At 59.9% G+C, this 20,610-nt stretch carries 19 protein-coding genes; 14 read left to right on the top strand and 5 right to left on the bottom strand.

Annotated elements, in window-relative coordinates; all coding sequences use genetic code 11:
* The first annotated feature begins 26 nt into the window (after positions 1-26).
* Positions 27-2,039 carry a M3 family metallopeptidase gene (locus PSH91_RS00495; RefSeq protein WP_305466999.1) on the top strand — a complete coding sequence of 671 codons (2,013 nt, stop codon included), beginning with the start codon at positions 27-29 and terminating at the stop codon, positions 2,037-2,039.
* On the opposite strand, the gene PSH91_RS00490 is transcribed toward PSH91_RS00495, so the two are convergent.
* A complete protein-coding gene (locus PSH91_RS00490; RefSeq protein WP_047230059.1) occupies positions 2,020-2,700 on the bottom strand; it encodes a tyrosine-protein phosphatase in 681 nt (226 codons plus the stop codon). The two genes, PSH91_RS00495 and PSH91_RS00490, sit on opposite strands and share 20 nt — an antisense overlap.
* Before the next feature lie 180 nt (positions 2,701-2,880).
* Here PSH91_RS00490 and PSH91_RS00485 point away from each other — a divergent pair, with 180 nt between their 5' ends.
* From PSH91_RS00485 to PSH91_RS00475, 3 genes are all read left to right on the top strand, one after another.
* Complete coding sequence (locus PSH91_RS00485; RefSeq protein ID WP_107323208.1) at positions 2,881-3,939, top strand: PA0069 family radical SAM protein; 1,059 nt, start codon at positions 2,881-2,883, stop codon at positions 3,937-3,939.
* Between the two features lie 203 nt (positions 3,940-4,142).
* Positions 4,143-4,874, top strand: coding sequence for a carbonic anhydrase (locus PSH91_RS00480; protein WP_047230057.1), 732 nt, complete (start codon positions 4,143-4,145; stop codon positions 4,872-4,874).
* A 93-nt stretch (positions 4,875-4,967) separates the two neighbouring features.
* On the top strand, positions 4,968-6,497 hold the full coding sequence (locus PSH91_RS00475; protein ID WP_047230056.1) for a SulP family inorganic anion transporter: 1,530 nt from the start codon (positions 4,968-4,970) through the stop codon (positions 6,495-6,497).
* A gap of 166 nt (positions 6,498-6,663) precedes the next feature.
* Here the strand turns inward: PSH91_RS00475 and PSH91_RS00470 are convergent, their stop codons facing one another.
* Complete coding sequence (locus tag PSH91_RS00470; protein WP_047230055.1) at positions 6,664-7,314, bottom strand: hypothetical protein; 651 nt, start codon at positions 7,312-7,314, stop codon at positions 6,664-6,666.
* Between the two features lie 374 nt (positions 7,315-7,688).
* On the opposite strand from PSH91_RS00470, the gene coxB reads away from it, so the two are divergent.
* The 4 genes from coxB to PSH91_RS00450 all read left to right on the top strand — a co-directional run bounded on the left by coxB (position 7,689) and on the right by PSH91_RS00450 (position 12,070).
* Complete coding sequence (gene coxB, locus PSH91_RS00465) at positions 7,689-8,816, top strand: cytochrome c oxidase subunit II (protein WP_047230054.1); 1,128 nt, start codon at positions 7,689-7,691, stop codon at positions 8,814-8,816.
* Positions 8,817-8,898: 82 nt separating this feature from the next.
* Complete coding sequence (gene ctaD, locus PSH91_RS00460; protein ID WP_047230053.1) at positions 8,899-10,485, top strand: cytochrome c oxidase subunit I; 1,587 nt, start codon at positions 8,899-8,901, stop codon at positions 10,483-10,485.
* A gap of 121 nt (positions 10,486-10,606) precedes the next feature.
* A complete protein-coding gene (locus PSH91_RS00455) occupies positions 10,607-11,158 on the top strand; it encodes a cytochrome c oxidase assembly protein (RefSeq protein ID WP_047230052.1) in 552 nt (183 codons plus the stop codon).
* 24 nt (positions 11,159-11,182) lie between these two features.
* A complete protein-coding gene (locus tag PSH91_RS00450; RefSeq protein ID WP_047230051.1) occupies positions 11,183-12,070 on the top strand; it encodes a cytochrome c oxidase subunit 3 in 888 nt (295 codons plus the stop codon).
* Positions 12,071-12,094: 24 nt separating this feature from the next.
* Here PSH91_RS00450 and PSH91_RS00445 read toward each other — a convergent pair whose 3' ends face one another.
* Positions 12,095-12,298, bottom strand: coding sequence for a twin transmembrane helix small protein (locus tag PSH91_RS00445; RefSeq protein WP_014335867.1), 204 nt, complete (start codon positions 12,296-12,298; stop codon positions 12,095-12,097).
* 70 nt (positions 12,299-12,368) lie between these two features.
* Between PSH91_RS00445 and PSH91_RS00440 the strand changes: the two genes are divergently transcribed.
* From PSH91_RS00440 to PSH91_RS00415, 6 genes are all read left to right on the top strand, one after another.
* Positions 12,369-13,106 (top strand): SURF1 family protein, encoded by a 738-nt coding sequence (locus tag PSH91_RS00440; RefSeq protein ID WP_047230050.1) that lies wholly within the window; start codon positions 12,369-12,371, stop codon positions 13,104-13,106.
* On the top strand, positions 13,072-13,665 hold the full coding sequence (locus tag PSH91_RS00435) for a hypothetical protein (RefSeq protein WP_047230049.1): 594 nt from the start codon (positions 13,072-13,074) through the stop codon (positions 13,663-13,665). The genes PSH91_RS00440 and PSH91_RS00435 overlap by 35 nt, the downstream gene beginning before the upstream one ends.
* 10 nt (positions 13,666-13,675) lie before the next feature.
* A complete protein-coding gene (locus tag PSH91_RS00430) occupies positions 13,676-14,755 on the top strand; it encodes a heme A synthase (RefSeq protein ID WP_047230048.1) in 1,080 nt (359 codons plus the stop codon).
* Entirely contained in the window at positions 14,743-15,642 is a 900-nt protein-coding gene (cyoE, locus tag PSH91_RS00425; RefSeq protein WP_047230047.1) for a heme o synthase, read from the top strand. Before PSH91_RS00430 ends, cyoE begins: the two co-directional genes overlap by 13 nt.
* On the top strand, positions 15,639-16,274 hold the full coding sequence (locus PSH91_RS00420) for an SCO family protein (RefSeq protein ID WP_076383131.1): 636 nt from the start codon (positions 15,639-15,641) through the stop codon (positions 16,272-16,274). The genes cyoE and PSH91_RS00420 overlap by 4 nt, the downstream gene beginning before the upstream one ends.
* Before the next feature lie 451 nt (positions 16,275-16,725).
* Complete coding sequence (locus PSH91_RS00415) at positions 16,726-17,085, top strand: DUF6124 family protein (RefSeq protein ID WP_047230045.1); 360 nt, start codon at positions 16,726-16,728, stop codon at positions 17,083-17,085.
* Positions 17,086-17,274: 189 nt separating this feature from the next.
* Here the strand turns inward: PSH91_RS00415 and PSH91_RS00410 are convergent, their stop codons facing one another.
* Both PSH91_RS00410 and PSH91_RS00405 read right to left on the bottom strand, forming a co-directional pair.
* Positions 17,275-17,919, bottom strand: coding sequence for a DUF2459 domain-containing protein (locus tag PSH91_RS00410; RefSeq protein WP_288915262.1), 645 nt, complete (start codon positions 17,917-17,919; stop codon positions 17,275-17,277).
* Positions 17,920-18,116: 197 nt separating this feature from the next.
* On the bottom strand, positions 18,117-20,309 hold the full coding sequence (locus tag PSH91_RS00405) for a TonB-dependent siderophore receptor (protein WP_305466998.1): 2,193 nt from the start codon (positions 20,307-20,309) through the stop codon (positions 18,117-18,119).
* Positions 20,310-20,610 lie beyond the last annotated feature (301 nt).

Raw genomic sequence — 20,610 nt, 5'->3', positions numbered from 1 at the left:
CAGTCCAGACAGACAGGAAGGCTGCCATGCCTAACAATGACAATCCGCTGTTGCAGGCCTATGACCTGCCCCCCTTTGCGCAGATCCAAGCCAAACATTTTTCACCGGCCCTCGACCGGATCCTTGCCGAGAGCCGCGATCAAGTGGCCGACATCATCAAGACTCAGACTCCTTTCCCCACCTGGGACGACCTGGTGTTGGCCATGGACGAGATTCACGCCCGCTTGAAGGGTTTCGACGACCTGCTGGATCTGCTGGCGTCCACCCGGCCAGGAGACGACTGGGCCCAGGCTTCGCTCGACTGCAGCGAACGGGTGCACGATTTCCAGAGCGCGCTGAGACACAATCGCCAATTGTTCCAACTCTATGAGCGCTTGGCCAACAGCGAGATTGCCAGGCACTTCGAACCGCCTCGTAAAAGAGTTCTGGAGAAGGCCCTGCGCCAGTTTCGCCAGCACGGGTTGGCCCATACCGCACCGTCAGACTTGAAAGCCCTGCAGCAACGCATTCAACAGGGCCGGGAATTGTTCCTCGATCAGTTGCACAAGGCCAACAAGGCCTGGAGCAAAGCGTTCGACGATGAGGCTCAGTTGAGCGGCCTGGCGCCGCAATTCAAACAACAGCTGGCCAAACAGGCCCGCGAGGCCGGGCGCACGGGATGGCTGCTGACCCTCAGTGATGCATCGTTTGGCATCGTCACCAGCTACGCGGACAATCGTCTTTTGCGCAAAGAGGTGTACCTGGCCTACAGCACACGCGCCTCGGACCAAGGCCCCGACGCTGGCCGGTTTGATAACAGCGAGGTGCTCAGACGCTTGCTGGAAGATCGTCGTCGGTATGCGACGTTACTGGGTTATTCGAATTTCGCTCAAATGGTCATCGAGCCTGAGCAAGCCGAGTCTCCCGAACAGGTGATGGGGTTCTTGCGCGATCAGCTTGAACAACAACAGGACCTCTTTGCCCGCGACGCCGAACAGCTCAGGGCATTTGCCCGAAGGCAAGGTTTCACCGAGCTTCAACCTTGGGATTACCCATATCTGGTAGAAAAACTTCGTCAGCACACGGCCGGCATCTCGAAGCTGGCCCTCAGCGCCTGGTTCGAGCTGGAGTCCACCTTTTCACAGCTATTGCTGATCGCCAAGGATCTGTTTGGGGTGGACATTCTCGAACGCGCTGACGCGGCCACCTGGCATCCGGACGTGCGTCTTTTCGAAGTCCGCGAGTGGGACCAGACCATCGGCTACATCTATTTCGATCCGTTCGAGGATGCGAACAGAGACGGTTACCCGAACACCACCACCCTGCGAAACCGCCGCATCACGGCCGAGGGCCGGCCCCGACATCCCATCGCCGTGTTGCACGGCTGGCTGGCGCGCAGCTCAGATGCATCGCCGGTCTTGCTCGACCATCTGCAACTACGAATTCTCTTTCATGAGTTCGGCCATTGCTTGCACCATGTGTTGACCCGCGCCGAGTATCGCGACGTATCGGGCATCACCGAGCTCTCCCGGGACACCTCGGAATTTGCCGGGGTACTACTGGAACAATGGTGCTTTACCCGGCAATGCCTGGTCCGTCTGTCAAAGCATTACCGGACCGGCGCGGCCATGCCCGATGCCATCGCCGATCAGTTGCTGACCTTCGCCAACACTCAAGCCAGCTGGGAAACCGCCTCGCTGCTGCGCAACGCGCTGTTTGACATGGAACTGCACCTGACCCACGGCGATGGGCGCACGGCTCAGCAGGTATTCGATCAAGTCAGCGCCCAAGTCGGGCATCTGCCCGTATGGGGGAGCGAACGCTGGCCCAATGGCCTGGATTACATGGTGACCGGTTATGCGGCCCGGATTTACGCCTATGCCTGGTCAAAAGCGTTGGCAATCACCGCGTTCCAAAGGTTTGAGCAGGAGGGGTTGTTCAACGGGACAACAGGCCGGGCGTTGCGTGAAACAATATTCGGCCCTGGCGATTCAAGACCTCTGGCCGAGTCCGTGGCAGCCTTTGCAGGGATGCCAGCCGTCAGGGTGAAGGGCGAATAACCTGTCGGTCGGGCTGACGAGTCGTGATGACGGAACCGACCCAGCTTTGCAGCGAGCAAAGAGCAAAAACGCTGGTACTGCAGTCGCCGTTGGCCAGCGCAACACGGAGCTTCTCAACATCGGCCCGCATCATGTAACGAACCCCGTCCTTGAAGTGCGGGTTGTTGCCGAAGCCGCCTTCAGTCATTTCGTTCAAGGCCTCCTCTTTGCTCCAGCCCTGTACGACCACCCTGTACATGGCCGCCACCAACCCGGTGCGGTCCGAACCATGCTTGCAGTGCATCAATACCGGGCCATCGGTTTCGGCAGCCTGAATGGCGCGCAAGGCAGCGAGGATGTCGCTGTCGTCCACATGATTGGTGCGATAAGGCAACTGCACTTGCTTGACGCCGGGTGTGGATAACCAACTGGCGTCCGAATCCGGCAGAAATGTGATGACTGTGCCGATGTTGAGCCTCGTCAGCAGAGGCAAGGCATCAGCGTCCGGCAAGGCGCTGCGGTAAAGCGCCGGCGACATTTGATAAAGGTTGTAGCGCTTTTCCACCGGCTGGGCCCATTCGGAAGACCTTGCCTCGCCCAGATCGGCCGCCAGGGCTTGGGACTCGGCAAAGACCAGGAACAAGGACAGGAGGAGCAGCGAGCGGGAATAGAGTTTGAACATGCGTGGACGACCGAAACGAAGAAGAACGAGACGGTCAGTTTCGGCACGAGCCGGTTAAAGGCCTGTGAGCAAGACGTCAACACGACGTGAACACGATCCGTGGCGGTGGGCTGCTGAACGGCGCTGGCCTAATTGAATGCCAGCGAATACTGTATGCACATACAGCAACGGAGCCTTCCAATGTCCATCTCTCTTCCGCCCCGTGGCCGTGGCACCGCCACCAACCCACACAACCGCTTCGCCCCGAGTCGCTCGGTGGTCGAAGATGATGGCTGGTATCAGGAAGTACCGCCGACCCAAGGCACCGAAGTGCGGATCGAAACGGCCAAAACCATCATCACCCGCAACACCTCGCCGGATCTGCCTTTCGACCGCTCCATCAATCCATACCGGGGCTGTGAACATGGCTGTATCTACTGCTATGCGCGGCCCAGCCACGCTTACTGGGACATGTCGCCCGGGCTGGATTTCGAAACCAGACTGATCGCCAAGACCAATGCCGCCGACGTACTGGAGGAACAGCTGTCCAGGCGTGGCTATCAATGCGCCCCAATCAACCTGGGCTCCAATACCGACCCTTACCAGCCGATCGAACGCGAACATCGCATTACGCGCCGGATTCTCGAAGTGCTGCTGCGCTACCGTCATCCGGTGACCATCGTCACCAAAGGCTCGCTGATTCTGCGCGACTTGGACCTGCTGACCGAGCTGGCGCAACAGCGCCTGGTAAAGGTCATGATCAGCCTCACCACCCTGGACGATGAACTCAAGCGCATCCTCGAACCGCGCGCGGCGGCGCCCAAGGCCCGATTACGGGCGATCAAGGTCATGCGCGAGGCGGGCATTCCCGTGGGAGTGCTGTGTTCGCCGATGATCCCGATGATCAACGACAGCGAGATCGAAAATCTGCTGGCCGAGGCCCACGCCGCCGGTGCGCAGAGTGCTTCCTACATCATGTTGCGCCTGCCATTGGAGGTCGCGCCGCTGTTTGAAGAATGGCTGCAGGCGCACTACCCGCAACGCGCCGCTCATGTGCTGAGCCTGGTTCGCCAGAGCCGTGGCGGCGAACTGTATGACAGCCGCTTCGGTTCTCGGATGCGTGGCGAAGGCCCGTTCGCCGACCTGCTGGCCCAGCGTTTCGCCAAGGCGCTCAAGCGTCTGGGGCTTGAGCGCCGGGACGGTTACAATCTCGATTGCGACGCCTTTTGTCCGCCGGGCCGACAGATGTCTTTGATTTGATTAAAGTTGAACGTGGGGCATGGGCAGGCATGAGCGGCGCTTGCTTCCCGGTCACACCTGTAATCGTTGTTCTAGAGCCTTTGATTCAGTTTGAGTTAAGTTTCGGTCGCTACCTTGTTCATCGAGTGACTGACAAGTCGAACATTTCGACCTGGATGTTTTTTAACCAGCCACTGGCGCTATACCGTCAAAGAGGATGAATCATGAGTGACAAGGATAAACAGCCGTTGGCTGCGTCGGCTTCAGCCCAACCCGAGGCGGAAACCGCCGATGCAGCGCTGCAGCATATTGTTGACGGCTTTTTGCATTTCCATCACGAAATCTTTCCCCAGCAGGAAGAGCTCTTCAAGAAACTCGCCACGGCGCAAGCGCCCAGGGCGATGTTCATCACCTGCGCCGATTCGCGCATCGTGCCCGAGCTGATTACCCATAGCTCCCCCGGCGACCTGTTCGTGACCCGCAACGTCGGCAACGTCGTTCCGCCGTACGGGCAGATGAACGGCGGCGTCTCCACCGCCATCGAATACGCCGTGCTGGCCCTCGGTGTGCAGCACATCATCGTCTGCGGTCACTCCGACTGCGGCGCCATGCGTGCGGTGTTGAATCCCGACACTCTGGAAAAAATGCCCACGGTCAAAGCCTGGTTGCGCCACGCCGAAGTGGCCAAGACCATGGTTCATGACAACTGCCCGTGCGGCGACGAAAAACAGATCATGCCCATCCTCACCGAAGAGAACGTGATCGCGCAGCTGCAGCATTTGCGAACGCATCCCTCGGTCGCCTCTCGCATGGCTAACGGCCAGTTGTTCATCCATGGCTGGGTGTACAACATCGAGACCAGCGAGATCAAAGCCTACGACGCGGACCAGGGCTGTTTCCTGCCGCTCGATGGCAGCCATCCGATACCGGTGGCGACGCCTAAAGCGCGCTTCTAACCACTCCTAAACATCCTTGCGTGGTACAAGCCCAGCCTGCCATTTGAGCGGTCGGGCCTTGCCATGCCTGAAGAAAACTTCGGGAGAGTCGCCATGCGTGCTGCTCAATTAAAAGCTGTTCTGCCACGGGAGCTGTTGGCTTCCGTGGTGGTGTTTCTGGTGGCGCTGCCTTTGTGCATGGGCATTGCCATCGCGTCCGGCCTGCCACCGGCCAAAGGTCTGATCACCGGCATCATCGGTGGTCTGGTGGTGGGTTTTCTGGCTGGCTCCAAGTTGCAAGTCAGCGGCCCGGCCGCCGGGTTGGCGGTACTGGTCTTCGAACTGGTGCGCCAGCACGGTGTCGCGATGCTCGGGCCGATTCTGCTGTTGGCCGGTCTTCTACAGTTACTGGCCGGGCGCTTTCGCCTGGGCTGCTGGTTCCGGGTAACCGCGCCCGCGGTGGTCTACGGGATGCTGGCGGGTATCGGTGTGCTGATCGTGTTGTCCCAGGTCCATGTGATGCTCGACGCGGTGCCTAAGCCGTCGGGGCTGGATAATCTGGCGGCGTTCCCTGCGGCAGTGGCCCAGGCGTTGCCGTCGTTCGGCTGGCAGGCGGGTCTGCTCGGTTTGTCGACGATTGCGGTGATGTGGCTGTGGGAAAAGTTTCGCCCTCACAGCTTGCGCTTTGTTCCCGGTGCCTTGCTCGGCGTGGGCCTGGCGACCATTGCCAGCCTGCTGTTGGCCTTGCAGGTCAAGCGCGTGGAAGTCCCGGAGAACCTCGCCGAAGCCATTGATTGGCTGCGCCCGGCGGACCTGCTGAACCTGGCCGACCCCACGTTGCTGATCGCCGCGTTCGCTGTCGCTTTCATCGCCAGTGCCGAAACGCTGCTCTCGGCGGCTGCCGTGGACCGCATGCACAGCGGCGAGCGCGCAGACTTCGACCGGGAACTGTCCGCCCAGGGCATCGGTAACATGCTCTGCGGTCTGCTCGGCGCCCTGCCGATGACCGGCGTGATCGTGCGCAGTTCGGCCAACGTCCAGGCCGGGGCCACCACGCGGATGTCGACGATTTTCCATGGCCTGTGGCTGTTGCTCTTCGTGCTTCTGCTGTCCAGCGTGCTACAGAGCATTCCGGTGGCGAGCCTGGCGGGTGTGTTGGTGTACACCGGTTTCAAACTGGTGGATCTCAAGGCGTTTCGCGGGCTGGGACGGTATGGCCGGATGCCGATGTTCACCTATGCCGCGACGGCGCTGGCGATCATCTTCACCGACCTGTTGACCGGCGTATTGATCGGTTTCGGCCTGACCCTGGCAAAACTGGCCTGGAAAGCTTCCCGACTGAAAATCAGCCTGATCGATCTGCCCCAGGAGGGTGAGATGGAATTGCGACTGGTGGGGGCGGCAACCTTCCTGAAGGTTCCGGCGCTGACCCAGGTGCTGGGCACCATTCCCACAGGCGCGACGGTGCATGTGCCGCTCAATAACCTGAGCTACATCGACCATTCGTGCTTGGAGCTTTTGGAAGAATGGGGCCGGGCGAATGCCAGCAAGGGCTCGAAGTTGTTGATCGAATCCCGTGGGCTCAAGCGCAGGCTGGAAGGGCGCTTGCGCACCACGGTAGGGGTGGGCGCAGCGGCTACCTGACACCTTGAGCAAAATGTGGGAGCGAGCCTGCTCGCGATAGCGGTGAATCAGTCGACATTAATGTTGCAGGTTCAACCGCTATCGCGAGCAGGCTCGCTCCCCCAGGGATCTGTGGTGGACACAATTTTTGTGAACACCCACAAGGGGGATGAGTGTTTCAGCCAGATCAAGCCGCCGGCTGATCCAGCTCCAGCCCTACTCCCAACTGCCGCGACAGGCACGGCCAGCGTTTCCAGGCAGCGCCCGTGTCCGGGTTGCTGAGTTTTTCCCGGTAAGACTCCACCGACTCCAGCGCAAAGCTGTCTTCGTCGAGCATTTCATCGACCGCGTGATGCACCGCTTCATCCAGTTGATTGGCAAAGGGTTCGCCGATCAAATGGTGAGCGATCAGGTTGGCCACCGTCATATCCAACGGAATCAGCGGCTGGCCGAAGTGCTTGATGTACAGGTCGTTGACCTCCTCCACCAGCCGATGGGCCAGGTAGGCTTCGTCCAGCAGGCTGTCCAGGCCAACGTGACCCTCCATGACCTTGGGTGGCTGGAGGAAAAACTGCTCGGCGATTTTCAGCACCGGTTTGATCTGCGATTCGATGCCAGCTTCGCGGGCCACCTCGTTGGCTGCGTCCAGCAGGTCGGGCACTTGCTCGATATACGCGGTGACAAAGCGGGTCATCACGCCCTTGGCGTCGATGTCCGGCAGTTGGATCGCGGCGTGCAGGTTCGGCAGCTGAGCTTCCAGCTGACGCGTCAGTTGGCCGGTTTCGGCCTCATGTTGTTGGGCTTTTTGGATCTGCTCGCGCAATGCGGCGGTGTTCATGACAACTCCAGGGAACAAGGCAATGAAATAAGGAAGACATAACTTAGCTGGCGCAAAAACACTCCTAAGACCTATTTTTCATAAACCTACTCATCCTTGATACGTCGCAGTTATATCGGTTTGCCATCACTCAGGTTCGCATCCTTCTCCATTCGTGGGCTCTAGCGCAAGCCCTGCCTGTTTCAAACGATTTACGCCATCGCGTTGCGAGGTTGCAGTCGCTGTCTATACTCGGTTTGGAATGGAGTTAGCTGATGACACCCGATTGCATGTGCAGCAAGGCGCGGCGAGTCAAGTTGGTAGTCTGAAGTAGCCGATCCCTTGCCGCTGGCGTTACGCCGACGGGATAACAAGAACGATAAGGGGAACCCGCAATGACGCGACATCCACACGTATGGATGGGCCTCCTGTTGTGGTCGATTTTCAGCCAGGCGCAAGCGGCCTGGACTGTGAATATGGCGCCTGGAGCGACACAGATCAGCAATGCAGTGTTCGACCTGCACATGACCATCTTCTGGATCTGTGTAGTGATCGGCATCATCGTCTTCGGCGCCATGTTCTGGTCGATGATGATGCACCGCCGCTCAACCGGCCAGAACGCGGCCAATTTCCACGAAAACACCCGCGTCGAAATCCTCTGGACCATCGTGCCTTTCCTGATCCTGGTTGCCATGGCGGTTCCCGCCACCGCGACCCTGATCAAGATGTACGACTCCAGCGAGTCGGACATCGATATCCAGGTCACCGGCTATCAGTGGAAGTGGCACTACAAGTACCTGGGGCAGGACGTCGAGTTCTTCAGCAACCTGGCCACCCCCGCCGAACAAATCAATAACCAGAGCGCCAAGGGCGAACATTACCTGCTGGAAGTCGACAAACCGCTGGTGCTGCCGGTCGATGCCAAGGTGCGCTTTCTGGTGACCTCCGCCGACGTGATCCACTCCTGGTGGGTGCCGGCGTTCGCGGTCAAGCGCGATGCGATTCCCGGCTTCGTCAACGAAGCCTGGACCCGCGTCGACAAGCCCGGCCTGTATCGCGGCCAATGCGCCGAACTGTGCGGCAAGGACCACGGGTTCATGCCCATCGTTGTCGAGGTCAAGAGCAAGCCCGACTACGAAGCATGGCTGGCCGAGCGCAAGGCCGAAGCGGCGCAACTCAAAGAGCTGACCAGCAAGGAATGGACCCTGCAAGAGCTCATCGAACGCGGCGACAAGGTCTATCACACCACCTGCGTGGCCTGTCACCAGGCCGAAGGCCAGGGCCTGCCGCCGATGTTCCCGGCACTCAAGGGCTCGAAAATCGCCACTGGCCCTGTGGCTGATCACCTGAACATTGTCTTCCACGGCAAACCGGGCACCTCCATGGCGGCGTTCGGCAAACAGTTGTCGGAAGTCGATATCGCGGCGGTCGTGACCTATGAACGGAACGCCTGGGGCAACAACAAGGGCGACATGGTTACGCCTAAACAAGTGCTGGAACTCAAACAGGCAGAAAGCCAATGAGCCGGCCTGACGTTTGTTCCCGCAACCGGTCGCAGCTCATCGCCGCGCGCCGCCCAGCCCACTCGTTCGAAGGAGACAGGACATGAGTGCTGTGATCGATGACCACGGTCATGCCGACCACGCCCACGGCCCCGCCAAAGGGCTGATGCGCTGGGTACTGACCACCAACCACAAGGATATCGGCACGCTGTACCTGTGGTTCGCCTTCTCCATGTTCCTGCTCGGCGGCTCGTTCGCCATGGTGATCCGTGCCGAGCTGTTCCAGCCCGGCCTGCAGATCGTGCAGCCGGAGTTCTTCAACCAGATGACCACCATGCATGGCCTGGTGATGGTCTTCGGCGCGGTGATGCCGGCCTTCGTCGGCCTGGCCAACTGGATGATCCCGCTGATGATCGGGGCGCCGGACATGGCCCTGCCACGGATGAACAACTTCAGTTTCTGGTTGTTGCCGGCGGCCTTCCTGATGCTGGTGTCGACGCTGTTCACCCCCGGCGGCGGGCCGAACTTCGGCTGGACCTTCTACGCGCCGCTGTCCACCACCTATGCGCCGGAGAGCGTGACGTTCTTTATCTTTGCCATCCACCTGATGGGTATCAGCTCGATCATGGGCGCGATCAACGTGGTCGCCACCATCCTCAACCTGCGCGCCCCCGGCATGACGTTGATGAAAATGCCGCTGTTCGTCTGGACCTGGCTGATCACTGCGTTCCTGCTGATCGCGGTGATGCCGGTGCTGGCCGGCTGCGTGACGATGATGCTGATGGACATCCACTTTGGCACCAGCTTCTTCAGTGCTGCCGGCGGCGGTGACCCGGTGCTGTTCCAGCACGTGTTCTGGTTCTTCGGCCATCCCGAGGTGTACATCATGATCCTGCCGGCCTTCGGTGCCGTCAGCTCGATCATCCCGGCCTTCTCCCGCAAACCGTTGTTTGGCTACACCTCCATGGTCTACGCCACTGCGGCCATTGCGTTCCTGTCGTTCATCGTCTGGGCGCACCACATGTTCGTGGTGGGCATTCCGCTGGTGGGCGAGCTGTTCTTCATGTACGCCACCCTGCTGATCGCCGTGCCCACCGGGGTGAAGGTGTTCAACTGGGCCAGCACCATGTGGCAAGGCTCGCTGACCTTCGAGACGCCGATGCTGTTTGCCGTGGCGTTCGTGATCCTGTTTTCCATCGGCGGCTTCTCCGGGCTGATGCTGGCCATCGCCCCGGCGGACTTCCAGTATCAGGACACCTACTTCGTGGTCGCGCACTTCCACTATGTGCTGGTGCCCGGCGCGATCTTCGGGATCTTCGCCTCGGCCTACTACTGGCTGCCGAAATGGACCGGCCACATGTACGACGAAACCCTCGGCAAGCTGCACTTCTGGCTGTCGTTCGTCGGCATGAACCTGGCGTTCTTCCCGATGCACTTCGTCGGCCTGGCGGGCATGCCCCGGCGGATCCCGGACTACAACCTGCAGTTCGCCGACTTCAACATGGTCTCGTCCATCGGCGCGTTCATGTTCGGCACCACGCAGTTGTTCTTCCTGTTCATCGTGATCAAGACCATCCGCGGCGGCGAGCCGGCTCCGGCCAAACCGTGGGATGGGGCTGAGGGGTTGGAGTGGAGCGTGCCGTCTCCGGCGCCGTATCACACCTTCACTACGCCGCCGGAAGTGAAATAGATGACACCGGGGCCTTATGTGGGAGCGAGCTTGCTCGCGATAGCGGTGTATCTGACACACCGAGTCGCCGCCATCGCGAGCAAGCTCGCTCCCACAGGGTTCTCGGTAGGGACTGGAAATCATGGCTGATTCGATTTCGCTGAAGAAACTGGTCACGCGCCTGCTAGTGGTAGTGGTGGCCATGTTTGCCTTCGGGTTTGCCCTGGTGCCGATCTACGACGTGATGTGCCGGGTATTCGGCATCAACGGCAAAACCGCAGGGCAGTACGAAGGAGAACAAATCGTCGATCAATCGCGCCAGGTTCGCGTGCAGTTCCTGTCGACCAACTCCGTGGACATGGTCTGGGATTTCTATCCCAAAGCCGACCAATTGGTGGTTCAGCCGGGGGCCGTGAACGAGATGGTCTTCATTGCCCACAACCCCACCGATCGGCCGATGAGCGCCCAGGCGGTTCCCAGCATCGCGCCGAGCAACGCGGCGGCCTATTTCCACAAGACCGAATGCTTTTGTTTTACCCAGCAAGTGCTGCAACCCGGCGAACGTATCGAAATGCCCATGCGCTTCATCGTTGACCGGGACATGCCCAAGGAAGTGAAGCACCTGACGCTGTCCTACACGCTGTTCGATATCACCGCTCGTCATCCACCGGTGGCTGTAAACACTGACCGATAGCGTGCCCGATAAGGAGAACAATAAATGGCAACTCACGAACACTATTACGTTCCGGCCCAGAGTAAATGGCCGATCATCGCCACCGTCGGGATGTTCGTCACGGTGTACGGCCTGGCGACCTGGTTCAACGACCTGAAAGCTGACCGGCCCGACTCCAACGGCCCGCTGATCTTTTTTGTCGGCGGCCTGTTGCTGGCCTACATGCTGTTCGGCTGGTTCGGCGCGGTCATCAAGGAAAGCCGCGCCGGGCTCTACAGTGCGCAGCTCGACCGCTCGTTTCGCTGGGGCATGAGCTGGTTCATCTTCTCTGAAGTGATGTTTTTCATCGCCTTCTTCGGCGCGCTGTTCTATGTGCGCATGATCTCGGCGCCGGGTCTGGCCGGTGAAGGCAGCAAGGGCCTGTCGGAGATGCTTTGGCCGAACTTCGAATACGTCTGGCCGTTGCTGAACAACCCCGACCCCAAGCTCTTCCCACCGCCCAAGGATGTGATCAGCCCTTGGGGCTTGCCACTGCTCAACACCATCCTGCTGGTCAGTTCCAGCGTCACCGTGACCATCGCCCACCATGCCCTGAAAAAAGGCCATCGCGGGGCGCTGAAAATCTGGCTGGCTATCACCGTGCTGCTAGGTTGCGCCTTCCTGGGCTTCCAGGCCGAGGAATACATCCACGCCTATAAAGAGCTGGGCCTGACGCTGGGCTCGGGAATCTATGGCGCAACGTTCTTCATGCTCACCGGTTTCCACGGCGCTCACGTCACCATCGGCACGATCATTTTGTTCGTAATGCTGATGCGCATCATGCGCGGGCATTTCGACAACGAGCATCAGTTCGGCTTCGAGGCCGCGAGCTGGTACTGGCACTTCGTCGATGTGGTGTGGATCGGCTTGTTCTTCTTCGTCTACATCCTCTGAGGCAGCCGTTACCAAGGCGGCTCTTTACCAAGGAGCATGCGACACCAACTGGCCGCTGAAAAAACCCCAGGCAATCAAGCCGACGGTGGCGGCGGCCAGACTGACCCGAATCGCCAGGGCGATGACCAGGCGATTGGAACTGCTGTCGTCCTTGACCAGAAAAAACAGGCCGCTGAACAGGCTCGCAATCGTGGCAATCAGCATCAGGACGATGGCTGCTTTTAGCATTAGGGACACTCCGGGGGGACGCGATGCACGTGAGTATAGCTATCTCGTTCGACAGCTTTGGAACGGCGCCATGAAAGGCTTCCGGCCAGGCATCGTGCCGTCACTGGTGGTAGCCGTGCTGTTGCCGGTGATGGTGTGCCTGGGGTTCTGGCAATTGAGCCGGGGCGAACAAAAGCGCGTGCTCATGGACAGTTACGCCGAACGCCGCGTGGCGCAGCCGATGGCAAGCGTGGAGTTGCAACACACGGCGGACCCGGCCTTTCGACCGGTCAGCCTGCGGGGCCAGTTCGACGCCGAACACAGCATCCTGCTGGATAACCGCCAGCACGACGGCAAGGTCGGCGTGGAGTTGCTCCAACCCTTTCTCGACCAGGCGACCGGGCTCTGGCTGCTGGTCAATCGTGGCTGGTTGCCCTGGCCTGACCGGCGCACTCCGCCGGCCTTCAGCACCCCCGAACAAGCGGTGAACCTTCAAGCCTGGGTCTACGTTGCTCCGGGCACCACGTTCCAGCTCCACGCCGACCCAGCCGACGCGCCGTGGCCGCGACTGGTGACCGCGGTCGAGCCGGACAAGCTCTGGGCCGAACTGGGCCGCAACGGTTTCGCCTACCAATTACGCCAGCAAAGTGGCCCCGGCGCCTATCGGACCGATTGGCCGGTAGTGGCCATGGGGCCGGAAAAACACCTCGGCTATGCCGTGCAGTGGTTCGCCATGGCGGCGGCGCTGTTCGGCCTCTTTCTTTATCTCGGATGGCATAACGCAGGGAGACAGCATGGGAACCACCATGAATCCAACCAACACGTCTGAGGCACCTACGGCGCGCAACCGTCGCAAGGGGCGCCTACAACTGCTGCTGATCGTGCTCGGGGTGATCGGCCCGATGATCCTGGCCACCGGCATGTACAAATTCCAGTTCTGGGTCCCGGAAAGCCGCAGCTACCACGGCGAACTGATCGGCAACGGCCAGACCCGCGCCGAGATCGGCGTACAAGCCGATGAGCAGCGCTGGCAGATCCTGGTCACGGCGCCGCAGGAATGTTCGGCTGATTGCCGGCAACTGGTCTACCTGGCCCGTCAGGTGCAGATCGGCCTGGGTCGCGACGCCTCCCGCGCCAGCCATGCCCTGGCCATCGCCCAGCCGCTGGACGCGCAATACGACGCCCAACTGCAACGCGAATACCCCCAACTGCAACGCTACCCGCTGGACCTGCCGGCCTATCAGAAAGGCGCCCAAGGCAGCGGCGAAGCGCAGCTGTGGATCATCGATCCCCATAGCAACCTGGTGCTGCGCTATGACGCCCGGGTCAAGGGCAAGGCACTGCTCAACGACCTGCGACATCTGTTGAAACTGTCGAACATCGGATGAGGGCAACGACATGGCCAAACCTGGATTTCGCCTCGCGCTGTTTGCCACGTTGCTGGCACTGATCGTCGTACTGCTGGGCGCCTACACCCGGCTCACCCACGCCGGCCTGGGCTGCCCGGACTGGCCCGGTTGCTACGGCTTCATCAGCGTACCCAAGAGCGAAGCCCAGCTGGCACATGCCGAACTGCACTTTCCCGACGCCCCGGTGGAAGCCCACAAGGGCTGGAACGAGATGGTCCACCGCTACTTCGCCGGCCTGCTGGGGCTGATGATTACCGTGCTGGCTGCCCGGGCCTGGATGAACCGGCGTCACCCAGGCCTGCCCTTGAAGCTGCCGCTGTTTCTGCTGGCGGTGGTCTTTGCCCAGGCGGCGTTCGGCATGTGGACCGTGACCCTCAAGCTGTGGCCGCAAGTGGTGACCGGGCATTTGCTGGGCGGGTTCGCGACCCTCAGCCTGCTGTTTCTGCTCACGTTGAGATTGTCTGGTGTGTTGCCGGCGCTGACCGTGCCCAAGCGTCTGCAACATTGGGCCACCGCCGGGTTACTGCTGGTGATCGGCCAGATCGCCCTCGGCGGTTGGGTCAGCTCCAATTACGCCGCCGTAGCCTGCGTTGATTTCCCGACCTGCCACGGCCAATGGCTGCCACCGGCGGATTTTGCCAACGGCTTTCATCTGACCCAGCACATCGGCCCGAACTATCTCGGTGGCCAGCTCGACAGCGATGCGCGCACCGCCATTCACTTGACCCACCGTATCGGCGCGTTGCTGGTGACGGTGGTGCTGTTGGGGCTGGCCTGGCAATTGAAGACCGTCGGCATGACACGCCTAGCCGGGCTGGTGTTGATAGCCCTGGCGGCCCAGATCACCCTGGGCATCAGCAACGTGCTGTTCCACCTGCCGCTGCCGGTCGCCGTGGCCCACAACGCCGGAGGCGCCGCGCTGTTGTTGAGCCTGGTGTTGGTCAATTATCACGCCCGTACCAGCCTGGTCCGGGTCAAGCATCAAGTCCCGCTGCGCTGGCGCTTCAACCCGCATAAACACGGCCCCAGCCCCATAACAATAAAAGGAGAGATGCCATGGCAACCTTGACCGGTGAACGCCACAGCCAAGCGATCTGGCGCGATTATCTGGAGCTGACCAAGCCCAAAGTGGTGGTGCTGATGCTGATCACCTCGCTGGTGGGCATGTTCCTCGCCACCCGCGCCGGGGTGCCGTGGACGGTGCTGGTGTTCGGCAACCTGGGCATCGCCCTGTGTGCCGGCGGCGCGGCGGCGGTCAACCATGTGGTGGACCGGCGCATCGATGCGGTGATGGCCCGTACCCATAAACGCCCACTGGCCGAAGGCCGAGTCTCACCGGCCGCAGCACTGACCTTCGCCCTGGCACTGGCGGTGGCCGGCCAAGCGCTGTTGCTGGCGTTCACCAACCCGCTGACCGCCTGGCTGACCCTGGCCTCCTTGCTCGGTTATGCGGTGATCTACACCGGTTTCCTCAAACGGGCGACGCCACAGAACATCGTCATCGGCGGCCTGGCCGGCGCGGCACCGCCGTTGCTGGGCTGGGTGGCCGCCACCGGTCATGTCAGCGCCGAACCGCTGCTGCTGGTGCTGATCATCTTCGCCTGGACCCCGCCGCATTTCTGGGCCCTGGCGATTCATCGCAAGGAGGAATACGCCAAGGCCGATATCCCGATGCTGCCGGTGACCCACGGTGAGCACTACACCAAGGTGCATATCCTGCTGTACACCCTGGCGCTGCTGGCAGTGAGCCTGATGCCCTTTGTGATCCAGATGAGCGGCTTGCTGTACCTGGTTTGCGCCCTCGTGTTGGGTGCCCGGTTTCTGCAATGGGCCGTGGTGTTGTACCGTGGCAGTCGGCCGCACGCGGCGATCAACACGTTCAAGTACTCTATCTGGTACTTGTTCCTGCTGTTCATTGCCCTGCTTGTAGATCACTACTTACTGTTGAGCCTATGACTCGAACCCAGAAAACCGTCTTCATTCTCGTGGCCGTGATCGCGCTGATCCTCGGCCTTACCATCAATAAAGTGCTGACCGGCAAAGGCGAAGGCGACCCCACGGCGCTGATCGACGCCGGCATCATCCTGCTGCCTCAGAGCCGCAACCTGCCGGACGTGAAAATGACCGACCAGGACGGTCAGCCAGTGACGATGGACGGATTGAAAGACAAATGGAGCCTGCTGTTCTTCGGCTACACCTTCTGCCCGGACATCTGCCCGACCACCCTCGCCCAACTGCGCCAGATCAAAAGCGAACTGCCGCCCGAGGCTGTGGATAAATTGCAGATCGTACTGGTGAGCGTCGACCCGAACCGCGACACGCCCAAGCAACTCAAGCAGTACCTGGGCTACTTCGACCCGCAGTTCATCGGCCTGACCCCGTCATCGATCGAAGACCTGCAGAAGCTGGCCAACGCGGTGAGCATTCCGTTCATCCCGGCGGACACCAGCAAACCCAACTACACCGTCGATCACAGCGGCAACCTCGCAGTCATTGGCCCGGACGGTACTCAACGCGGGTTTATTCGTGCGCCGTTGAATAACCAGAAGCTGGTGGCGCAGTTGCCGGAGATGCTGAAACGCAAATAAAGCCATCACAGAACGCTCGCTCCCACCGCCATTCACCTGTGGGAGCGAGCCTGCTCGCGATGAAATCGACTCGGTTCCAGACCAAAACAAGTCACCCGCATCGCCGGCAAACCCCACTCCTACGGAACCTGCCTACACACCTTCACCAAGCCACGCATCCTTGCGCCTTTGCCTACAACTACGCCAGAATCCGCCCGCTTGTGCGCCTTGTCCCGGGGTTCTATTGTCTTCCTGCCACTGCCCATCAGTGGTCGGGTTTAGTAGCCCGAGGTAATCGAAGTTGTACAAGCGCTTCTCAAACAGGGCCCGACCCTGTTCTTGATGGTGGCTGTACGCAGGGCGCTCAGGCGCGCCGGCTTCTTCGGTTCCCCGGTCTACTAACCTGCGTACAGCTGCCACCCCATTGTTTAGTAGCTTCGGGGTGTCGGCATCACATCTGGAACCGAAGCTTATGTTCAAAATAACTCCGAATCCGCCAGAAGCAGATTCCACTTCTACATCCGCAAAATCCAAAGCCAAGCAGCAAGACGAAACCACCAAACGCGTGCTCGATCACTACTTGCTACCGAAACCGGATAAATCCCAAGACGCCCCCAAACCGGGCCAGCTATTCACCGTCGTGAAAGACCTCGATAACGAATGCTTGCTTGCCAACCTCAGCGAAACCCTGGCTTCGGCTGATGCCATGGTGAGTGATCTGGCGTTTGATCTGGATGGATCGAGGCGCCATGTGGCGCAGGGTATCCAGCAGTTGATTGAACTGAGTTCGTTGCTGGCGAATCGGGTGTTGGATAACGTCGACCCACGTTAACCGCAACACCATCAAGCTGTGTGGCGAGGAGATCATCCCCTCGCCACACATTGCAGGCCCTCATTCCTGGCGACGCATGAACTCTGCGAAAAGAGGAACTGTAAAATTCAGATATCCAAAAAGGGGACCCAAAAAGGGGACAGATTTATTTCCAGCAAATTCTATCCCCTTTCGAGCACTGTCCCCTTTTCAGTCAACGCAGGATGCACCGACCGCTGTCGCCCGGCGTAACTGCGACACGACGTTCCCCGCCGTAATCACCGCCTTAGGTGACATTGGGCAACCGCTCGCGGCCAGCGCCTCTGCGACCCAGGTATTGCAGGTATAAAACAGCGAATAGCGACCCTCGGCCTGGTAGAACCGACTCTCTCCATACAGGCCAGGCCCGAGCACCACCAAGGTGCCCGTCGCTGAGTGAGTGAAGGTTCCGGCCACGAACGCGAGCAGTCGTCGGTAGCCGTCCTCCGTCACCCGCACCTCGATGACCTCGCTTGCGGCGAAACGCCGCCTGGGGTCCCCGTCAATCTTGACCGCATGCAGCACGGTTGCCTTCGACCCGAACAAGGCTTGCAGGGCGAGGCTCAAGGTGGCCTGTGGGGCTCGGTAAAAATCCTCGTCGCCCCAACCGAACTCAACGAAGTCGCCGTCGCTGAACGCTTCGGCCAGTGTGGGAAGCACCTGAAGCAGATCGGGGCGCGCAATGACCAACCCGGTATGCAGGCCATGATTCACCACATAGAAGGACCGCCAATCGCCACCCTCGCCCCTCGGCGGGTCCGACGCGGTAGCGCAGCCGAACAGCATGAGGACCAGGGCCAGCACTACAATGCGCATACACAAGGGCTTGGAGGCTCGCTAACGAAACGTGGGAAAACCCCAACGGGGGTTGGCGCTATATCTCGGCCAGAAGCAACCATGGCGCTTAGACACCCAAAGCAGCCATACGCCACAAGATATCTCAGAGACCAAGCCTAGCATTCAAAGCTTGGGGCACTCGCCAACGCTTTCCCCTTTTCAAATCCCCTTTTCACTCAGAAATCGATAGTCCCCGAAAACTTCACCAAGCGCGGATCACCCTGCGAGAGGTAGCCGCCGTTTGCCGAGGCCCAGTAGTTCTTATCGGTAATGTTTTCCACGTTGACGCGCAACGTCAGGTCTTTCTCCACGAATTTCATCTTGTAACGTGCGCCGGCGTCGAAACGGTTCCAGGTAGGCAGGCTCAGGTTGTTAGCCTGATCCGCGTACTGCCCGCCAGTACGCAACATCCTTGCGCTGAGAGCGGCACCGTCGATACCCGGAACGTCCCAATCTACGCTGGCATTGAGTTGAAACGTTGGCACGCCAATGGCGTGATTGCCATCGTTGAGACCGCCAGCGGTTTTTTTCAGCTCAGACGTCATGCGGGTACCGCCGGCCATCAACCGGAGGCCTTCGATGGGTTCGCCGAAAACGCTGAGCTCCAGCCCCTTGTTGACCTGCTCACCATCACGCACATAGAGCCTCTGCGCGTTGTCGACGTACCCATCGGAAGGTTTCTCGATACGGAAAACACCCAAGTTGGCACCGAAGGTTTGCAGGTCCAACTTGATCCCCGCTTCCAACTGTTTGGTGCGGCCAGGGGGAAAGGCTTGGCCCAGGTTCGTGATGCCGGTACCGGACGCCACTGGCCCTTTTGCAAGGCCTTCGATTCGGTTGGCGTAGAGCGACACGCTCTCCACAGGCTTGTAGACGATGCCATAAACAGGCGTGGTAATGGCTTCATCATAGAGCGCGCTACGACTGCCATCGTTTGCTGGATTGGCTACACCGTTTGAAGTGGTGCCATCGTACTTATAGTTTTCGACACGCAACTGCTGACGACGGACACCATAAGTGACCAGCAATGTGTCATCGAACAAGCCCAAGGTGTCGGAAATCGCCAGGCTACGGTTGCGGGTTTTGCCGGTCACCCCGGGATCCCCCATTTCACCGCCCGTGCTGGATACCGCAGTCGGCTTAGGAAGCTTCGGGGTGTTGTAGATATTGCTGTTCCCGGTAACGGAACGATAGAACGTGTACGCGTTTTCCTGCTCGGTCCAAATCGTTGAGCCACCGATCGCAACTTGGTGGGAAACAGGGCCCGTGTTAAAGCGCCCGTTCAACCCGCCACTGAACGATGTGTTGTCTTCATTGTGAGGAATCTCTGAGCCACCGATCGTCGCTACGCCGTTATTGCCGACCAGTGTCGGTGTGGCGTACACCCCGGTTTCTCGGGTGTGCTTTGCACCACCGGCAAGGTATGCGGTCCAGTTTTCGTTCAGATCCCAATCGCCACGAACCATGCCGAAGGTGTCTTCCGTTTCGGAATAAGTCCAGTCCTGCCCATAATTGTGGCTGGCGTGCGGAGCCGTGGGAATGCGGGTGGCGCTCCCGATATTCACCGAATTGCGCAGTCCATTGATACGTTGTTTCTGATACCCGAAATCGGTGGAAACGCGGAAGTTATCACCTTGATAGTCCAAGCCCGCAACGAACAACTTTGTGCGCTGATCCTGGTTGTCGATCGCTGTTTCACCTTCCCGCTGGCTCAGATTCAACCTGGCGCCAAACCGATTGTCCTCGCCGAATCGCTGCCCGATATCCAAATGCTCGCCAATGCGGCCATCGGTGCTGACGTCCTGGGTATAGCGACGCGTCGGCACATCCTCTGCGCGTTTAGGCTGCAAGTTGACGCCTCCCCCAAGACCCGAACCCGTCGGACTGACACCGTTGATAAACGCGTTGGGGCCTTTGAACACCTCGACACGCTCGATAGCATCCGTCGACAGAATTTGACGCGGTAAGACGCCATACAACCCGTTGTATGAAATGTCGTCGCTGTTAAGCGGCAAGCCTCGAATCACGAACACTTGGGATTGGTTACCAAACCCATAGGATTGACGCACCGACGGGTCATTGAGAAGCACATCCCCCACGTCTTCAGCTTGTTGATCTTCAATCAACTGCGAGGTGTAACTGGTCATCACGAACGGGACATCCATGTTGTCCTGATTCCCCAGCACCCCCATCTGGCCTCCCCTCGCCACCTGACCACCCGCATAGGGCGTTGGTAGCGTGTTGGAGTTGGGTTTGATCGCACTGGCAGTAACGTCGGTCGCTCCCAATTCAATAGGCTCTGCCGCTTGGGCAAGAAAACTGACTGAGCAACATGCAGCCAGCAGCGTAAGGCGAGATGGAAATAGCATGGAGTGAGTACCTGCGGGGAAATGGGAAACCAATGCAGGCAATGCTAATGATTCGCAGATAGATTATCTATAACGAATGGCAAGCTGCCATAAAAGATTTGGAAAGCGGTTTAGTCAGCCAGACAGCCCCCGTGGCGAGGGAGCTTGCTCCCGCTCGGCTGCGTAGCAGACGCAAAACCGGACGATGCGGTTTGCCCGAAGAAATGCAGGGGCCTGCTGCGCAGGCCAGCGGGAGCAAGCTCCCTCGCCACAGGGGACTTGTGTCGAGCCGAATACCGAGCCCTGTGGGAGCGAGCCTGCT

The organism is Pseudomonas sp. FP1154 (genome assembly GCF_030687245.1).
In the GTDB taxonomy this organism is placed as follows: Bacteria; Pseudomonadota; Gammaproteobacteria; order Pseudomonadales; family Pseudomonadaceae; genus Aquipseudomonas; species Aquipseudomonas rhizophila.
This window is presented reverse-complemented; position numbering and strand designations above follow the sequence as displayed.